Annotated in this window: 14 protein-coding genes; 7 read left to right on the top strand and 7 right to left on the bottom strand. The window is 69.4% G+C overall.

Features of this window, described 5'->3' with window-relative positions; all coding sequences use genetic code 11:
* The first annotated feature begins 31 nt into the window (after positions 1-31).
* From uvrB to ACIQRL_RS01020, 6 genes are all read left to right on the top strand, one after another.
* Positions 32-2,164 carry an excinuclease ABC subunit UvrB gene (gene uvrB / locus ACIQRL_RS01045; protein ID WP_401325316.1) on the top strand — a complete coding sequence of 711 codons (2,133 nt, stop codon included), beginning with the start codon at positions 32-34 and terminating at the stop codon, positions 2,162-2,164.
* Positions 2,165-2,324: 160 nt separating this feature from the next.
* Positions 2,325-2,903 carry a TerD family protein gene (locus ACIQRL_RS01040; RefSeq protein WP_351131810.1) on the top strand — a complete coding sequence of 193 codons (579 nt, stop codon included), beginning with the start codon at positions 2,325-2,327 and terminating at the stop codon, positions 2,901-2,903.
* Between the two features lie 43 nt (positions 2,904-2,946).
* The gene (locus ACIQRL_RS01035) at positions 2,947-4,974 is read left to right on the top strand and encodes a TerD family protein (RefSeq protein ID WP_401325312.1); all 2,028 of its coding nucleotides are present in this window, start codon (positions 2,947-2,949) and stop codon (positions 4,972-4,974) included.
* A 318-nt stretch (positions 4,975-5,292) separates the two neighbouring features.
* Positions 5,293-6,282, top strand: coding sequence for a TerC family protein (locus ACIQRL_RS01030; protein ID WP_401325309.1), 990 nt, complete (start codon positions 5,293-5,295; stop codon positions 6,280-6,282).
* 128 nt (positions 6,283-6,410) lie between these two features.
* Positions 6,411-6,713 carry a hypothetical protein gene (locus ACIQRL_RS01025; RefSeq protein ID WP_401325306.1) on the top strand — a complete coding sequence of 101 codons (303 nt, stop codon included), beginning with the start codon at positions 6,411-6,413 and terminating at the stop codon, positions 6,711-6,713.
* Positions 6,714-6,807: 94 nt separating this feature from the next.
* Positions 6,808-7,908: a calcium:proton antiporter gene (locus ACIQRL_RS01020; protein ID WP_401325304.1), complete on the top strand. Its 1,101-nt coding sequence runs from the start codon at positions 6,808-6,810 to the stop codon at positions 7,906-7,908.
* A 7-nt stretch (positions 7,909-7,915) separates the two neighbouring features.
* On the opposite strand, the gene ACIQRL_RS01015 is transcribed toward ACIQRL_RS01020, so the two are convergent.
* Together ACIQRL_RS01015 and ACIQRL_RS01010 are read right to left on the bottom strand one after the other, a co-directional pair.
* Positions 7,916-9,217 carry an MFS transporter gene (locus ACIQRL_RS01015; protein ID WP_401325301.1) on the bottom strand — a complete coding sequence of 434 codons (1,302 nt, stop codon included), beginning with the start codon at positions 9,215-9,217 and terminating at the stop codon, positions 7,916-7,918.
* Positions 9,218-9,277: 60 nt separating this feature from the next.
* Positions 9,278-10,324: a S66 peptidase family protein gene (locus ACIQRL_RS01010; RefSeq protein WP_401325299.1), complete on the bottom strand. Its 1,047-nt coding sequence runs from the start codon at positions 10,322-10,324 to the stop codon at positions 9,278-9,280.
* Between the two features lie 101 nt (positions 10,325-10,425).
* Here ACIQRL_RS01010 and aroQ point away from each other — a divergent pair, with 101 nt between their 5' ends.
* Entirely contained in the window at positions 10,426-10,899 is a 474-nt protein-coding gene (gene aroQ / locus ACIQRL_RS01005; protein WP_401325296.1) for a type II 3-dehydroquinate dehydratase, read from the top strand.
* Positions 10,900-10,999: 100 nt separating this feature from the next.
* Here the strand turns inward: aroQ and ACIQRL_RS01000 are convergent, their stop codons facing one another.
* The 5 genes from ACIQRL_RS01000 to ACIQRL_RS00980 form a co-directional block, all read right to left on the bottom strand.
* Positions 11,000-11,767 (bottom strand): amino acid ABC transporter ATP-binding protein, encoded by a 768-nt coding sequence (locus ACIQRL_RS01000; RefSeq protein WP_401325293.1) that lies wholly within the window; start codon positions 11,765-11,767, stop codon positions 11,000-11,002.
* Positions 11,764-12,666 carry an amino acid ABC transporter permease gene (locus ACIQRL_RS00995; RefSeq protein WP_401327979.1) on the bottom strand — a complete coding sequence of 301 codons (903 nt, stop codon included), beginning with the start codon at positions 12,664-12,666 and terminating at the stop codon, positions 11,764-11,766. Before ACIQRL_RS00995 ends, ACIQRL_RS01000 begins: the two co-directional genes overlap by 4 nt.
* 5 nt (positions 12,667-12,671) lie before the next feature.
* Positions 12,672-13,556: an ABC transporter substrate-binding protein gene (locus tag ACIQRL_RS00990; protein WP_401325290.1), complete on the bottom strand. Its 885-nt coding sequence runs from the start codon at positions 13,554-13,556 to the stop codon at positions 12,672-12,674.
* Positions 13,557-13,745: 189 nt separating this feature from the next.
* Positions 13,746-14,402: an MBL fold metallo-hydrolase gene (locus ACIQRL_RS00985; RefSeq protein ID WP_401325287.1), complete on the bottom strand. Its 657-nt coding sequence runs from the start codon at positions 14,400-14,402 to the stop codon at positions 13,746-13,748.
* 9 nt (positions 14,403-14,411) lie between these two features.
* Positions 14,412-15,101: a maleylpyruvate isomerase family mycothiol-dependent enzyme gene (locus ACIQRL_RS00980; protein WP_401325285.1), complete on the bottom strand. Its 690-nt coding sequence runs from the start codon at positions 15,099-15,101 to the stop codon at positions 14,412-14,414.
* Positions 15,102-15,263 lie beyond the last annotated feature (162 nt).

Raw genomic sequence — 15,263 nt, 5'->3', positions numbered from 1 at the left:
GGTTGTCAGTGCGGGGTCGTACGGTGGATCCATGCGGCCCGTATCCAAGATCGAACGTTCGGTGGCGCCCTTCGAGGTCGTCAGCTCCTTCCAGCCGGGCGGTGACCAGCCCACGGCCATCGCCGACCTGGAGAAGCGCATCCGCGCAGGTGAGAAGGATGTCGTCCTGCTGGGCGCGACCGGCACCGGGAAGTCGGCCACCACCGCGTGGATGATCGAGAAGCTTCAGCGCCCCACGCTCGTCATGGCACCGAACAAGACGCTGGCCGCCCAGCTGGCCAACGAGTTCCGCGAGCTGCTGCCGAACAACGCGGTCGAATACTTCGTCTCGTACTACGACTACTACCAGCCCGAGGCCTACGTCCCGCAGTCGGACACCTACATCGAGAAGGACTCCTCGATCAACGAGGAGGTGGAGCGCCTGCGCCACTCCGCGACCAACTCGCTGCTGACGCGCCGCGACGTCGTCGTGGTCGCCTCGGTGTCCTGCATCTACGGCCTCGGTACTCCGCAGGAGTACGTGGACCGGATGGTCAACCTCAAGGTCGGCGACGAGATCGACCGCGACGACCTGCTGCGCCGCTTCGTCGACATCCAGTACACGCGCAACGACGTGGCCTTCGCGCGCGGCACCTTCCGCGTCCGCGGCGACACCATCGAGATCTTCCCGGTCTACGAGGAGCTCGCCGTACGCATCGAGATGTTCGGCGACGAGATCGAGGCGCTGTCCACGCTGCACCCGCTCACCGGTGAGGTCATCAGCGACGACAACCAGATCTACGTGTTCCCGGCGTCCCACTACGTGGCGGGTCCCGAACGCATGGAGCGCGCCGTCAACGACATCGAGAAGGAGCTGGGGGAGCGCCTCGCCGAGCTGGAGAAGCAGAGCAAACTCCTGGAGGCCCAGCGCCTGCGCATGCGGACGACGTACGACATCGAGATGCTCCGCCAGATCGGCTCCTGCTCCGGTGTCGAGAACTACTCGATGCACTTCGACGGCCGTGAGCCCGGCTCCCCGCCGAACACACTGATCGACTACTTCCCGGACGACTTCCTGCTCGTCATCGACGAGTCGCACGTCACCGTTCCGCAGATCGGCGCGATGTACGAGGGCGACGCCTCCCGCAAGCGCACCCTCGTCGACCACGGCTTCCGGCTCCCCTCCGCCCTGGACAACCGCCCCCTGAAGTGGGAGGAGTTCCAGAAGCGCATCGGCCAGACCGTCTATCTCTCGGCGACCCCGGGGAAGTACGAGCTCTCCCGCTCGGACGGCTTCGTCGAGCAGATCATCCGGCCCACCGGCCTCATCGACCCCCAGGTCGTCGTCAAGCCCACCGAGGGCCAGATCGACGACCTGGTGCACGAGATCCGGCAGCGCACCGAGAAGGACGAACGGGTCCTGGTCACCACGCTCACCAAGAAGATGGCCGAGGACCTCACCGACTACTTCCTTGAACTGGGCATCCAGGTCCGCTACCTGCACAGCGACGTCGACACCCTGCGCCGTGTCGAGCTGCTGCGCGAACTGCGCGCCGGCGAGTTCGACGTCCTGGTCGGCATCAACCTGCTGCGCGAGGGTCTCGACCTCCCCGAGGTCTCCCTGGTGGCGATCCTCGACGCCGACAAGGAGGGCTTCCTGCGCTCGGGAACCTCCCTGATCCAGACCATCGGCCGCGCGGCGCGCAATGTCTCAGGCCAGGTCCACATGTACGCCGACAAGATCACCCCGGCGATGGAGAAGGCCATCGAGGAGACCAATCGCCGCCGGGAGAAGCAGATCGCCTACAACAAGGAGAGGGGCATCGATCCGCAGCCCCTCCGCAAGAAGATCAACGACATCGTGGCGCAGATCGCCCGTGAGGACGTCGACACCGAGCAGCTGCTCGGCTCCGGCTACCGCAAGACGAAGGACGGCAAGGGCGCCAAGGCCCCCGTCCCCGCGCTGGGCGGCAAGGCGACCCGGGCCGCCAAGTCCGCCAAGGGCAAGGACACCGTGCCGACCGACCGTCCCGCGGCCGAACTCGCCCAGCAGATCGAGGAGATGACGGAACGGATGCGCGCCGCGGCGGCCGACCTCCAGTTCGAGATCGCGGCCCGGCTGCGCGACGAGGTGTCCGAGATGAAGAAGGAGCTGCGGCAGATGAAGGAGGCGGGAATCGCCTGACGGTCACCTCGATGGCGCCGGACTTCGGCTGATGCGCGGTGTGTTGCAAGACCGACACAAAGTACGCCCCAGGGTTCGGCGCTGTGAGTGCCGCTGCGTAGGGTTCTGCTCATCCGCGGACTCCGCGGCAACAGGGGACAGCTCGAGAGGGGAACAGCGCGTGACGGTCAACATGACCAAGGGTCAGGCCATCAGTCTGCAGAAGAACGACGGGGGCACGCTGACCGCGGTCCGTATGGGACTCGGCTGGCAGGCGGCCCCCCGGCGCGGCCTGTTCGGCTCGCGCACCCGGGAGATCGACCTCGACGCCTCCGCCGTGCTGTTCGCGGACAAGCAGCCCGTCGACGTGGTGTTCTTCCGTCACCTCGTCAGCGACGACGGCTCGGTGCGGCACACCGGTGACAACCTCGTCGGCGGCGTCGGCCAGGGCGGCGACGACGAGGCCATCCTCGTCGACCTGCAGCGCATCCCGGTCCACATCGACCAGATCGTCTTCACCGTGAACTCCTTCACGGGCCAGACCTTCCAGGAGGTGCAGAACGCGTTCTGCCGGCTGGTCGACGAGACCAACGGCCAGGAACTCGCCCGCTACACGCTGGCGGGCGGCGGCCAGTACACGGCCCAGATCATGGCGAAGGTGCACCGTGCCGGGACCGGCTGGCAGATGACGGCCCTCGGTACGCCGGCCAACGGCCGCACCTTCCAGGACCTCATGCCGGCGATCCTGCCGCACCTGTAGGCGGCCGACGCACCCGCACACAGCGACATAGGGGGACAAGACGATGACGGCCGAGCTGGTCAGGGGGCAGAACCACCCGCTCTCCCAGGTCCGTCTCGAGGTCCGTGTCTCAGCCGGGAAACCGCTTGTGGCCGGGGCCACGCTCGGCGACGAGCAGGGCAGGGTCCGAGGCGTCGAGTGGGTGGCCCACCCGGGCGCGCCCACGCTTCCCGGGCTAGAGGTCTCCAAGCAGGCGGCGGCCGATCATCGCCTGGCCTTCGACCTGGACGCTCTGCCGCCGGCCGTGCACCGGGTCAGCGTGCTGCTCGCGCTGCCCACCGGGGTCGGCGGCCCGGTCCGGTTCGGCGCCGTCGCCGCACCCTTCGTCGCGGTCACCGGTCTCGACGGTTCCGAGGTCGCCAGCTACACCCTCACCGGCCTGGACGCCGAGTCGGCCGTCGTGGCCCTGGAGCTGTACCGCAGGCAGGGGGCCTGGAAGGTCCGCGCGGTCGGCCAGGGCTACGCGGGCGGACTCGCCGAACTCCTCACCGACCAGGGGCTTCCCGAGGCACGGCAGCTCGCGGGCAGTATCAACGAAGCGGTGGCCCAGGGCCTGGCGCGGTCCGTCGCGGTACCGCCGTCGCGCACCCCGGACGCGGACCGGTCACGCCAGACCGCCGCCTCGGCGCCCGGTCCCGATCAGCCGTACACCGGTTCCGGACCGCAGGGCACCCCCGGGACCGTGACACCGCAGCAGTCCCCGTACGACACACCCGGTCCGCAGGGAGCCACGGCTTCGCAGCCCGGCCGTCCGGGGGGTGCTGCGCAGCCCGACCCCTCCTCGGTCACCCAGCCCTCCTCGCCCACCGCCGGTGGACCGGTCGACTACAGCCACCCCGGACGGAAGACCGCCGCCCCGCCGCCCCCACCGACCGCGCCTCCGGCCCAGCCCGGGCAGCCCGCCCAGCCCGTCGCGGGAGACGCGACCGGCTGGTCCATGGAGGAGCGGCTGTACAACCAGGTGTGGGGGATGTTCGAGGACCTGGCCCGGACCGTCGCCGCGTATCGCAGCGCCGTCGACTTCGCCGACTCACGCATGGAGAAGGAGCTCGACCACGTCCTCTCCGACCCGCGCAGCCGGATCGGCGGGCAGGGCGACGTCGCGCGCGAAGCCGCCCACGCCAAACACGCGCACCTGGTCGACCAGGCCCGAGCCGTTCTCGACCGGGACCTCGCCCAGCTCACCGCCGAGGCCGAGGTCGTGGAGCCCGCGCTGCCGATGGCCTACGCACGCTGGGACAACCCGGTCTGGCACGGCTACCGCGCACCCATGGAAGTCCCCATGGCACTGCGCCTCGGCGACCTCCGGCTGCCCGAGAGCGAGAACCTGAGCGTCCCCATGCTGGTGCGCCTGCCGCTGGAGCGCGGCCTGTGGATCGACAGCGGGCACGCCTCCCTGGAGGGCACGCTCGCCGACTCAGACCAGGTGCGCCGCCTGGCCATGGACACCGCCGTCGCGCACGCCGCCCGACTGCTCGCCGTGTATCCCGCGGGCGAGTTCACTGTGCATGTCATCGACCCGGCCGGCGCCGGGGCCTCAGCCCTGGCGCCGTTGACGCGGTCCGGGGTGCTCGGCAGCTCTCCGGCCGCGGGTGCCGCGGGCGTGGCGGACGTACTGACCCGTCTCACCCAGCGCGTCGACCTGGTGCAGATGGCGTTGCGCGGGGGAGCGGCCGACTCGCTGCCGCCGGGCCTCGATACCGCCGAGCAGCTGCTGATCGTCAACGACTTCCCGCACGGCTTCGACGACCGCGCCGTGACCCAGCTCCGCTACCTGGCGGACGAGGGGCCGGCGGTCGGCGTCCATCTGATGATGGTGGCCGACCGGGAGGACGCGGCCGCGTACGGACCGCTGCTCGACCCCCTCTGGCGGTCACTGCTGCGGATCACGCCGGTACCCGACGACCATCTCGCCGACCCATGGGTCGGACATGCGTGGACGTACGAGCCCGCACTCGTTCCCGCGAACAGCCAGGTGCTGCAGCAGATCCTCACGCAGGTGGCGGCGGCCCGCCGGTCGTGGAACCGCTGACCCCGACTCCCTCGGACCCTGGACCTCAGGGGTCAAGGCGCTTCACCAAGCATCCGTAAAGTGCTCTGAGCTGGGGACTTGGCTCTTCTTTTACCTATCCCTTTACCTTTCCTTGGTGATTCGGGTACTCTTTTTTTCCATACGGAGGGGAGTACTCCCTACCTGCTGCGACGCACCCGTCAACACGGATCGAGTCAGATCCCGGGACGTCGGCCCGCAGGCTCCCGGGCGCACCCAGCGCCCCGGCGGCCTCGGGTGGAAGAGACCTCCGGTGGCGAACGACGCTGAAATCTGCCGTTACGTACTGCCGGAGGCGCAGTGAATGTTTCCCTGGCCCTGTGGGTCCTGACCATCGTGGGGCTGGCCGCACTGATCGCGGTCGACTTCTTCATCGGCCGCAAGCCGCACGACGTATCGATCAAGGAAGCCGGAATCTGGACCGTCGTCTGGATCGCCCTCGCCGGGCTGTTCGGACTCGGACTGTTCCTCTTCGCCGGCGGGAAGCCCGCCGGAGAGTTCTTCGCCGGTTTCATCACCGAGAAGTCGCTGAGCGTCGACAACCTCTTCGTCTTCGTCCTGATCATGGCGAAGTTCGCGGTGCCCTCGAAGTACCAGCAGCGCGTGCTCCTCGTGGGCGTCCTGATAGCCCTCGTGCTGCGCACGATATTCATCGCCGCCGGCGCCGCGATCATCGCGAACTTCGCGTGGGTCTTCTACATCTTCGGCGCGTTCCTCATCTACACCGCCTGGAAGCTGATCCAGGAGGCGCGGGCCGACGGGGACGATGAGGAGTTCGAGGAGAACAGGCTGCTCAAGGCCGCCGAGCAGCGGTTCGGCGTGGCCGACCGCTATCACGGCACCAGGCTGTGGATCCGGCAGAACGGCAAGCGTGTCATGACGCCGATGCTGGTCGTGATGCTGGCGATCGGCACCACGGACGTGCTCTTCGCGCTCGACTCGATTCCCGCGATCTTCGGCCTGACCCAGGACCCGTACATCGTCTTCACGGCCAACGCGTTCGCGCTGATGGGCCTGCGACAGCTGTACTTCCTCATCGGAGGCCTGCTCAAGAAACTGGTCCACCTCAGCTACGGCCTCTCCGTCATCCTCGGCTTCATCGGCGTCAAACTCGTCCTGCACGCGCTGCACGAGTCCGGCGTTCATGTTCCCGAGATATCCATCCCGGTCTCGCTCGGCGTGATCTGCGCGGTCCTCGTGGTCACCACGATCACCAGCCTGACGGCCACCAGGAGGCAGGCGGCGCGCGAGCAGGCCGAGGGCGCTCCGAAGGAAAGCATCGACGCCTGACCACGTCGAACGTAGCGACAACCACCCCCGGGAGCGGTGCGTGGCGAATTGCCGACCACCGTTCCCGGTGCTTGCTTGGATCCCGAGCGTCTCCCTCCCGGGAGCGCCCGGGCCGGGTGGAGGAACCAATGAAGTTCGTGCAGATCATCGACATCGAAACCGAGCGGATGGACGAGATGCGTCAACTCGTCCAGCAGGCGGAACAGCGCAATGTCGGCCGCGCGGGCGGCCCCACCCACCGTCTCGTCCTGCAGGACCGCAACACGCCCAACCGCTACCTCGTACTGATCGAGTTCGAGTCGTACGAGGACGCCATGCGCAACAGCAACGACCCGGAGACGAGCAAGATGGCGGAGCAGATGGCAGCGCTGTGCACCCGGCCGCCGTCCTTCACGGACTGCGACGTACAGGAGATGACCGAGCTGAAGTAGCGGTTCTCCCGGGGGCGGACTCGTCCGCCGCGGTCCCGGACGTGCCCCGCGCCGCCGGAGTGCGGGGCAGGCTCCCGGCTGGGACGATCGCGGCATGATCGTTCGGCTCAGGTCACTCGCGTCGCGATGGACCACGGTGGTCCCCGCGATCGCGGTGGTGCTGCTCGCGTTCACCTGGGGGCGCGACCTGTCCGCCGCGGTGGTCGCACTGGTGACCCTGGTCCTCGCCGGCTCCGTGCTCGCCGCCGTGCATCACGCCGAGGTTGTGGCCCACCGGGTGGGTGAACCCTTCGGATCCCTCGTCCTCGCCGTCGCGGTCACGATCATCGAAGTCGCCCTCATCGTCACCCTGATGGCGGACGGCGGCGCCAAGAGTTCGACGCTGGCCCGCGACACGGTGTTCGCGGCGGTGATGATCACCTGCAACGGGATCGTCGGCCTGTGCCTGCTCGTCGCATCGCTGCGCCACGGGCTGGCCGTTTTCAACGCGGAAGGCACCGGAGCCGCCCTGGCGACCGTCGCCACCCTGGCCACACTCAGCCTCGTCTTCCCGACCTTCACCACCAGCAAGCCGGGCCCGGAGTTCTCCACCGCGCAGCTCACCTTCGCCGCGATCGCCTCCCTGGTGCTGTATGGGCTGTTCGTGACGACCCAGACCGTGCGGCACCGCGACTACTTCCTGCCGATCACCCGACAGGGCCAGGTCATCGACGTGGACGACCACGCCGATGCCCCGTCCGCCCGGGAGACCGGAATCAGCCTGGGACTGCTCGGCCTGGCCCTGGTCGGCGTGGTCGGCCTCGCCAAGGGTGTGTCGCCCACCATCGAGTCCGGGGTCGAAGCGGCCGGGATGCCGCACTCCGTGGTCGGTGTGATCATCGCTCTGCTCGTCCTGCTCCCCGAGACCATCGCGGCCCTGCGGTCCGCCCGCCGGGACCGGGTGCAGACCAGCCTGAACCTCGCCCTCGGCTCCGCCATGGCCAGCATCGGACTGACCATCCCCGCCGTCGCCCTGGCATCACTCTGGCTCTCCGGACCACTCGTTCTCGGCCTGGGCCCCACCGAGATGGTGCTGCTCGCGCTGACCGTGGTGGTGAGCTCCCTGACGGTCGTTCCCGGCAGGGCCACCCCGCTCCAGGGAGGCGTCCATCTGGTCGTGTTCGCCGCCTACCTGGATCTGGCCATCAATCCCTGACCGGCAGTCACTCGGCGACGGGTACGACCGTCAGCCGGGGCACCGGCCGGGTTTCCGGCAGCAGCGCGAAGCAGCCGAGGCTCAGCAGCGCGATCCCCGTCAGATAGGCGGCCACGCCCCACGGCACGCGCTCCCCGCTCGCCACCGCCGTCGCCACGACCGGGGTGAGCGCGCCCCCGAGGACCCCGCCCAGGTTGTATCCGACGGCCGCGCCCGTGCAGCGCAGCCGCGGCTCGTACAACTCCGGCAGATACGCGGCGATCACCGCGAACATCGTCACGAACGCGATGAGTGCCACCAGGAAGCCGAGGAACATCAGCAGCGGTTCGCCGGTCGACAGCAGCCCGATCATCGGGAACATCCACAGCGCGGCGCCGGCGCATCCCGCCATGCACAGGGGCCGGCGCCCGTAGCGGTCTCCCAGCAGGGCCACCAGGGGTGTCAGGGCTCCCTGCACGACCACGGCGGCCATGATGCAGGTCAGCATGACGGTGCGGCTCACGCCGAGCCGTTCGACACCGTAGGAGAGCGCCCAGGTCGTCACCGCGTAGAACACGGCGTATCCGACGGCGAGCCCGCCGGCTGTCAGCAGGACCGGCCGCCAGTGGTCGCGCACCACCTCGACGAACGGCACGCGCGCGTGGTCCCCCATTTCCAGGAACCGCGGGCTCTCCTCGAGTGAACCGCGCAGCCACAGCCCCGCCGCCGCGAGCACCCCCGCCGCCCAGAACGGCACCCGCCACCCCCACTGCGAGAACTGCGCGTCGGACAGCGTCGCCGACAGCGCCAGCATCACGCCATTGGCCAGGACGAACCCGAAGGACGGACCGATCTGGGGGAAGCTCGACCACAGCCCGCGCCGTTCGGCGGGCGCGTGCTCGGCCGTCAGCAGTACGGCCCCTCCCCACTCGCCGCCGAGCCCCAGCCCCTGCAGAAAGCGCAGCACCAGAAGCAGAACGGGAGCGGCGGCGCCGATGCGGTCGTACGTCGGAACACAGCCGACGGCGACGGTCGCCGCGCCGGTCAGCAGCAGTGAGGCCAGCAGGACCGGCCGGCGCCCGTGCCGGTCCCCGATGTGCCCGAACAGCACCGAGCCCAGGGGCCGGGCGAGGAAACCGACGCCGAACGTCCCGAAGGCCGCCAGTGTCCCCGCCAGCGGCGAGAACGTCGGGAAGAACAGTGGTCCGAGAACCAGCGCGGCGGCGGTCCCGTAGACGAAGAAGTCGTAGAACTCGATGGCCGTCCCGGCGAGCGAGGCGGCGGCGAGCCGCAGCATGGAGGGTGCCCTTACGGTGCGTACGTCGTGCATGCCGGATCAACTACCCACAGTGACTGGCAGTTACGGGGGCGCACGGGAGCGCGGCGTGCGTCAGTAGGTGACGGTGATGCGCCGGGCCGGGCCGTCGACGCGGACCATCCCTCCATAGGGGATGACGACCTGCGGATCGGTGTGACCGAGGTCCACATCGAAGACGACCATCATGTCCGGGGCATATGTGTCGACGGCCCGGAGGACCGCTTCGCGCTGGTCACGCGCGTAACGAGCCCTGGCCTGCGGATCGAGGGGCCGCTCGAACGACCATGCCTTCGGGCGGCCCATGAGGAGTCCCGGAAAGCGTCGCAGCAGGCCGCGCTCGCCCATGCTGCGCAGGATCCAGAACACCTCGTCGGCCCCGGGCATGTCCTCCGAGGTCTCCAGGAACAGCACATGACCGTCGTACACGGAAGGATCGCGGGCGATCTCGCGGTCGGCCATCAGCAACCACGACAGGATCTCGATGTTGCCGCCCCAGGAGCGGCCCTCGACCACCCGGTCCGGGCGGAGCCAGGTCCAGCCGGTGCCCGGCTCGGTCCGCGGCTCGGCCGCGAAACTCTCCGGCGCGTCCCAGGGCACGTCGACATCGCGGAACCGGTCGGCGGGACGCAGTTCGTACGGCCCTGACGTGAACAGGGCCGCCCGCAGCGACTCCGCGGTCAGCGGGTCCATGGCGCCCGGTCGGCCGAGCTCGCACATCACCGTCGCGCCGTGATAGCCGACGATCCCGGCGTTCCACAGGTGGACGAGGAAGTTCGTATTGTCGCTGTATCCGAAGAACGGCTTCGGGTTCGCCCGGATCAACGCGCGGTCCAGCAGCGGCAGCACGGTGATCTGGTCGTCGCCCCCGATGGACGCGATGACCGCCTTGACCGTCGGATCGGCGAACGCCGCGTGGAGGTCGTCGGCCCGCTCCCGGGGAGTCGAACCAGTCTTCCGGGTCGCCGGGTACTCGACCGGTTCCAGGCCGAAGTCCTTGCGCAGCCGCTCCAGGCCCAGTTCGTACGGGAGCGGGAAGCGGCCGGGCAGTCCGCTGGACGGCGAGATCACCGCCACCCTGTCGCCGGGTACGGGCTTGGGAGGGTACGCGGGCGCCGTCATGGAGAGAGCCTACGAGCCGTCACCCTTTCGGTGCATCGTGATAAACCGGGTCCGAGCAGCGGTCCTTGACGGGCCGGCAGACCCGAAGGACCGGAGGAAACGTGCCCCGCACCCTCGCCAACGCCCCGATCATGATTCTCAACGGGCCCAACCTGAACCTCCTCGGGCAGCGGCAGCCGGAGATCTACGGCTCCGACACGCTCGCGGACGTGGAGGCGCTGTGTGCCAAGGCTGCGGCCGCGCACGGTGGCACGGTGGATTTCCGGCAGTCCAACCACGAGGGCGAGCTGGTGGACTGGATCCACGAGGCCCGTCTGAACCATGCGGGGATCGTGATCAACCCGGCCGCCTACTCGCACACCTCCGTCGCCATCCTTGATGCGCTCAACACCTGTGACGGACTTCCGGTGGTGGAGGTCCACATCTCCAACATCCACCAGCGGGAGGAGTTCCGGCACCACTCGTATGTCTCGCTGCGTGCCGACGGGGTCATCGCGGGCTGCGGCGTGCAGGGGTACGCGTTCGCGGTGGAGCGGGTGGCGGCGCTCGCGGGGACGGGACGCGCGGACACCTGACCGCGGAGGCGTCCGCCAGAGGCCGCGGACGCCTGAGGGCACGGCGCCTGACGTACGGACGCCTCAGGCCGCGGACGCCTCAGGCCGCGGACGCCTGAGGTCAGAGGCGTCCGGCCTCCACGATCCGCTTGAGGAAGCGTCGTGTGCGCTCCTGCTGTGGGTCGCCGAAGACCTGCTCGGCCGTGCCGCGCTCAAGGATCACGCCGCCGTCCAGGAAGCAGACCTGGTCCGCGACCTCACGGGCGAAGCCCATCTCGTGCGTGGCCAGGACCATGGTCATGCCGTCCTCCTTCACATCGCGGACGACGCTGAGGACCTCGCCCACGAGTTCGGGGTCCAGGGCGGCGGTGATCTCGTCCAGGAGGAGCAGCTTGGGGCGCACGGCCAAGGCCCGGACGATCGCGGCCCGTTGCTGCTGGCCACCGCTCAACCGGTCCGGGTACTCGCCCGCCTTGGCACCGAGCCCGAGCCGTTCGAGCAGCTCACGCGCGTGTTCCTCGGCCTCCGCGCGGCTCACGCCGTGCACCCGTCTCGGCGCGAGGGTGATGTTCTCCAGGACGGTCATGTGCGGAAAGAGGTTGTACGCCTGGAAGACGACTCCGATCCGACGGCGTACGGCGTCCTGATCGGCCCGCGGGTCGGTGATCTCCTCGCCGTCCAGCCAGATCGCGCCGTCGTCGATCTCCTCCAGGAGGTTGGCGCAGCGCAGCAGCGTGGACTTGCCGGATCCGGAGGCGCCGATCAGCGTGGTCACGGTGTGCGGGGCGACCTCCAGACCGACGTCCCGCAGCACGACCGAGTCGCCGAAGGTCTTGCGGACGGACTCCATCCGCAACATCGGTCCGCCGGGGACGGGGGCCTTGCTCATACGATGCCTCCCTGGCTGCGGCGCCGGTCCATACGGGCGGTGACCCAGTCGGTGAAGCGCGTCATGGGGATGGTCAGCGCGACGAAGAGCAGCGCCGCGACGATGTACGCCGTGTAGTTGAGGCTGCGGCCCACGATGATGTCCGCGGAGCGCATCGCCTCCACCGCGCCGCCGATGGAGACGAGGCTGGTGTCCTTCTGCAGGGACACCATGTCGTTGAGGAGCGGTGGCACCTGACGGCGTACGGCTTGCGGCAGCACCACATGGCGCAGGGTCTGTCGCGTGGTGAGGCCCAGCGAACGTGCCGCGGCCCGTTGCGAGGGATGGACGGATTCGATGCCGGCGCGGACGACTTCGGCGACGTACGCCGAGTAGGTCAGGACCAGGCCCGTGCCGCCGAGCAGGACGGGGTCGTTGGTGACGCCCTGCAACTGGAGCGCCGGGACGCCGAACACGACGATCGACAGACAGATGATCAGCGGCAGACCGCGGAAGAAGTCCGTGTACGCCGTGGCGAGGGCGCGCACCGGCCAGTACATCGGGCCCCGCAGGGTGCGCGCCACGGCTATCAGTGTGCCGAGCACCAGCACCACGACACCGCACACGACGAACAACCGGAGGTTCAGCCAGAGGCCTTCGAGGACCTTAGGGAAGGCCTCACGCGCGAAGGACGCGTCGAAGAACGTCTCCTTCGTGCGCGGCCAGCCCGGCGCGTCGACGACGACGAGGTACAGCACCACGGCCGTGGCGAGCGTGGAGAGCGCCGCGACGGCCGCCGAACGGCGGGCCCGGGCGCGCCGATGGCGCTCGCGCTCGATCCTCCGCCGGGAGGGGGCGTACACCTCGCCCCCGCCGTGCATGTCGCCCTCGGCGGTGTCCTCTCCCGACTCCTCCGTCATCTCCGTCACTTGAGCACCGGGGCGTCGACGGCCTCGGACAGCCACTGCTTCTCGATCTTCGCCAGCGTGCCGTCCGCGCGCAGGGCGTCCACGGCCTTCGTCACGCAGGAGGTCAGCGCGCTGCCCTTGTCGAGGACGAGCCCGAACTGCTCGGGTGTACCGCCCTGGTTCTCGAACTGTCCGACGATCCTCGCGTCGGTCACCTCGGCGGCCGTGATGTAGAAGGCGGTCGGCAGGTCGGTGACGATGGCGTCCACCTGGCCGTTCTTCAGCGCCGACTTGGCCTGGTCGTTCTTCGCGTACGCGGCCGGCTGCTGGGCCGGCTTCACCACGTCGTCGATGTAGTTCAGGCTGGTGGTGCCGACCTGGGCGCCCAGCTTCAGGCCCTTGAGGTCCGCGAGGCTCTTCGCCTTCGCGGCCTTGGAGCCCTTCAGCGCGATGACGGCCTGGCGCACGTCGTAGTAGCCGGACGAGAAGTCCACGGCCTTCTTGCGCTCGGCACTGATCGACACCTGGTTGATGTCGAAGTCGAAGGTCTTCGCACCGGGCGCGAAGGCCTTGTTGAAGGGCACGCTCTGCCAGACGACCTGACCCTCGGCGTAGCCGAGCTGCCGTGCCACGGCGTACGCCACCGCGGACTCGAAGCCCTTGCCGTTGGCGGGCTTGTCGTCCTTGAACCATGGCTCGTACGCGGGCTCGTCGGTCGCGATGGTGAGCTTGCCCGTGGTCTGCGTGCTCAACGAGCCCTTGGCGCAGGTCGCGGCGGTGCTCCCCGACGCCTTGCCGGACGCCTTCTCCTCCGGCTGCGGGGCACAGCCCACGGCGAGGGCGAGCAGGGCGACAGTGCTGGCGGACGCGGCGCGGCGCAGGGCGTGTTGGGCGAGATGCATGGCGGGAGAGTGACAGCGAACCCTGCTGTTTGTCCAGGTCACGGCAACAATTGTCCGCATGGTGGGAACGGGTGTTGCAGTCCTGTGAACACCCTGGACAGGAGTTGCTTCACACGGGGCGCGCGTTCTTGCCGCGCGCCGGGCGCGCACGCGAGGAGTTGAGCCCCGCGTGCCGCCTTGCGCTCGCGTTCACCACCCGCGCGCGTGCCACTCCGGCAGATGCGGGCGCTCGGCGCCCAGCGTCGTGTCGTTGCCGTGGCCGGGGTAGACCCACGTCTCGTCCGGCAGTACGTCGAAGATCCTCGTCTCGACGTCGTGGATGAGGCTGGCGAAGGCCTCCGGGTCCTTGCGCGTGTTGCCCACCCCGCCGGGGAAGAGGCAGTCGCCCGTGAACACGTGAGGGTGGCCGTGCGGGTCGTCGTAGACGAGGGCGATCGAGCCCGGCGTGTGCCCGACCAGGTGGCGCGCGGTGAGTTCCACGTTCCCCACCTTGACCGTGTCGCCGTCCCGGAGAGGGATGTCGGTCGGCACCGGGATGCCGTCCGCGTCGTCCCGGCCCGCGTAGGTGCGCGCGCCCGTCGCGGCGACGACCTCGGCGAGCGCCTGCCAGTGGTCACCGTGCTGATGCGTGGTCACGACGGACGCGATGCCGTCGTCACCGATCAGGGTGAGCAGCGTCGAGGCGTCGTTCGCCGCGTCGATCAGGAGCTGCTCGTCGGTTGCCCGGCAGCGCAGCAGATACGCGTTGTTGTCCATCGGGCCGACCGCGACCTTGGAGATCATCAGGTTCTGCAGCTCGTGCACGTCGGCGGGACCGCCGACCGTCACCGCTCCGCTGTACGTCATGACGGCAGCCTATAGCGGGGGGAGGGCCGGAAGCGGGCCGCCGCGAACCGTCAGGCCGGTGCCGTCGCGGCGGCCGCAGAGCCAGCCGAGCAGATCGGCCGACGGGCCCCGGACCGCGATCGGTCCGCCCGCGGCGCCCCCGCCGGTGGTCCACACCCGGCCGTCACCCGTGTCCAGCGCCGTGGACGGCACGTCCTTGTGGCCGCCGAACCGCTCCGCGAGAAAGTCGATCTCCCGGGTCACGAACTCCTCCGGAAGATCCTCGAGCTCGTATCCGATTCCCAGATCCACATGGTGCAGGTCGACCTCGACCCACCGCCGGAACGGGACCCGGGCGGCGGAGTCCGTGACCCCGTTGCGCAGCTCCACCGTGCGGGACCAGTCAGCGGGAGCGGCTCCGGTCTCCTCGAAGCGGGCAGCGCTCTCGCGCAGGTCGGCGAGCTGTGCGTCCAGCGGACGCGGCGCGTCCCGCTCGATGTCGGCGTCCCGGGTGTTCGCGGAGGCGTACATGGGGCGCCCCTCCAGAACGTTCACCAGGGCGTCCGCGTTGCGGGCCAGGTGGGCGAGCACATGCCCACGGCTCCAGCCCGGAAGCCGTGACGGCTCGGCCACTGCGGCGTTGTCCAGTTCGGCGGCTGCGGTGAGCAGCCGCTCGGTCGCGTCACGTACAGACGCCAGGTCGCGCACATGATCCATCATGAGGTCGACCCTAGCTCCGCCACACGTTCGGGTGAAGGCGGTCCACCACCCCCGCAAATCGAATGTGCGTGCTATAGGCTCGGCGGTGGCGTCGGGCATGCTGGATGGTCCGGGATTGTTGTGAACCAGGGAAAGCAACCGGCGCTGTCAGTGGCTCCCCCT

This window comes from Streptomyces sp. NPDC091209 (genome assembly GCF_044757755.1).
GTDB lineage: Bacteria > Actinomycetota > Actinomycetes > Streptomycetales > Streptomycetaceae > Streptomyces.
Note: the sequence above shows the minus strand (reverse complement) of the source record. Positions and strands in the feature narration are given on the sequence as shown.

Coding starts and splice junctions, on each gene's coding strand:
- ACIQRL_RS01015 (WP_401325301.1), bottom strand. CDS start 9,217: ATGCACGACGTACGCACCGTAAGGGCACCCTCCATGCTGCGGCTCGCC.
- ACIQRL_RS01020 (WP_401325304.1), top strand. CDS start 6,808: ATGATCGTTCGGCTCAGGTCACTCGCGTCGCGATGGACCACGGTGGTC.
- uvrB (WP_401325316.1), top strand. CDS start 32: ATGCGGCCCGTATCCAAGATCGAACGTTCGGTGGCGCCCTTCGAGGTC.
- ACIQRL_RS01010 (WP_401325299.1), bottom strand. CDS start 10,324: ATGACGGCGCCCGCGTACCCTCCCAAGCCCGTACCCGGCGACAGGGTG.
- ACIQRL_RS00995 (WP_401327979.1), bottom strand. CDS start 12,666: ATGACGGAGGAGTCGGGAGAGGACACCGCCGAGGGCGACATGCACGGC.
- ACIQRL_RS00985 (WP_401325287.1), bottom strand. CDS start 14,402: ATGACGTACAGCGGAGCGGTGACGGTCGGCGGTCCCGCCGACGTGCAC.
- ACIQRL_RS00980 (WP_401325285.1), bottom strand. CDS start 15,101: ATGATGGATCATGTGCGCGACCTGGCGTCTGTACGTGACGCGACCGAG.
- ACIQRL_RS01035 (WP_401325312.1), top strand. CDS start 2,947: ATGACGGCCGAGCTGGTCAGGGGGCAGAACCACCCGCTCTCCCAGGTC.
- ACIQRL_RS01000 (WP_401325293.1), bottom strand. CDS start 11,767: ATGAGCAAGGCCCCCGTCCCCGGCGGACCGATGTTGCGGATGGAGTCC.
- ACIQRL_RS01025 (WP_401325306.1), top strand. CDS start 6,411: ATGAAGTTCGTGCAGATCATCGACATCGAAACCGAGCGGATGGACGAG.
- ACIQRL_RS00990 (WP_401325290.1), bottom strand. CDS start 13,556: ATGCATCTCGCCCAACACGCCCTGCGCCGCGCCGCGTCCGCCAGCACT.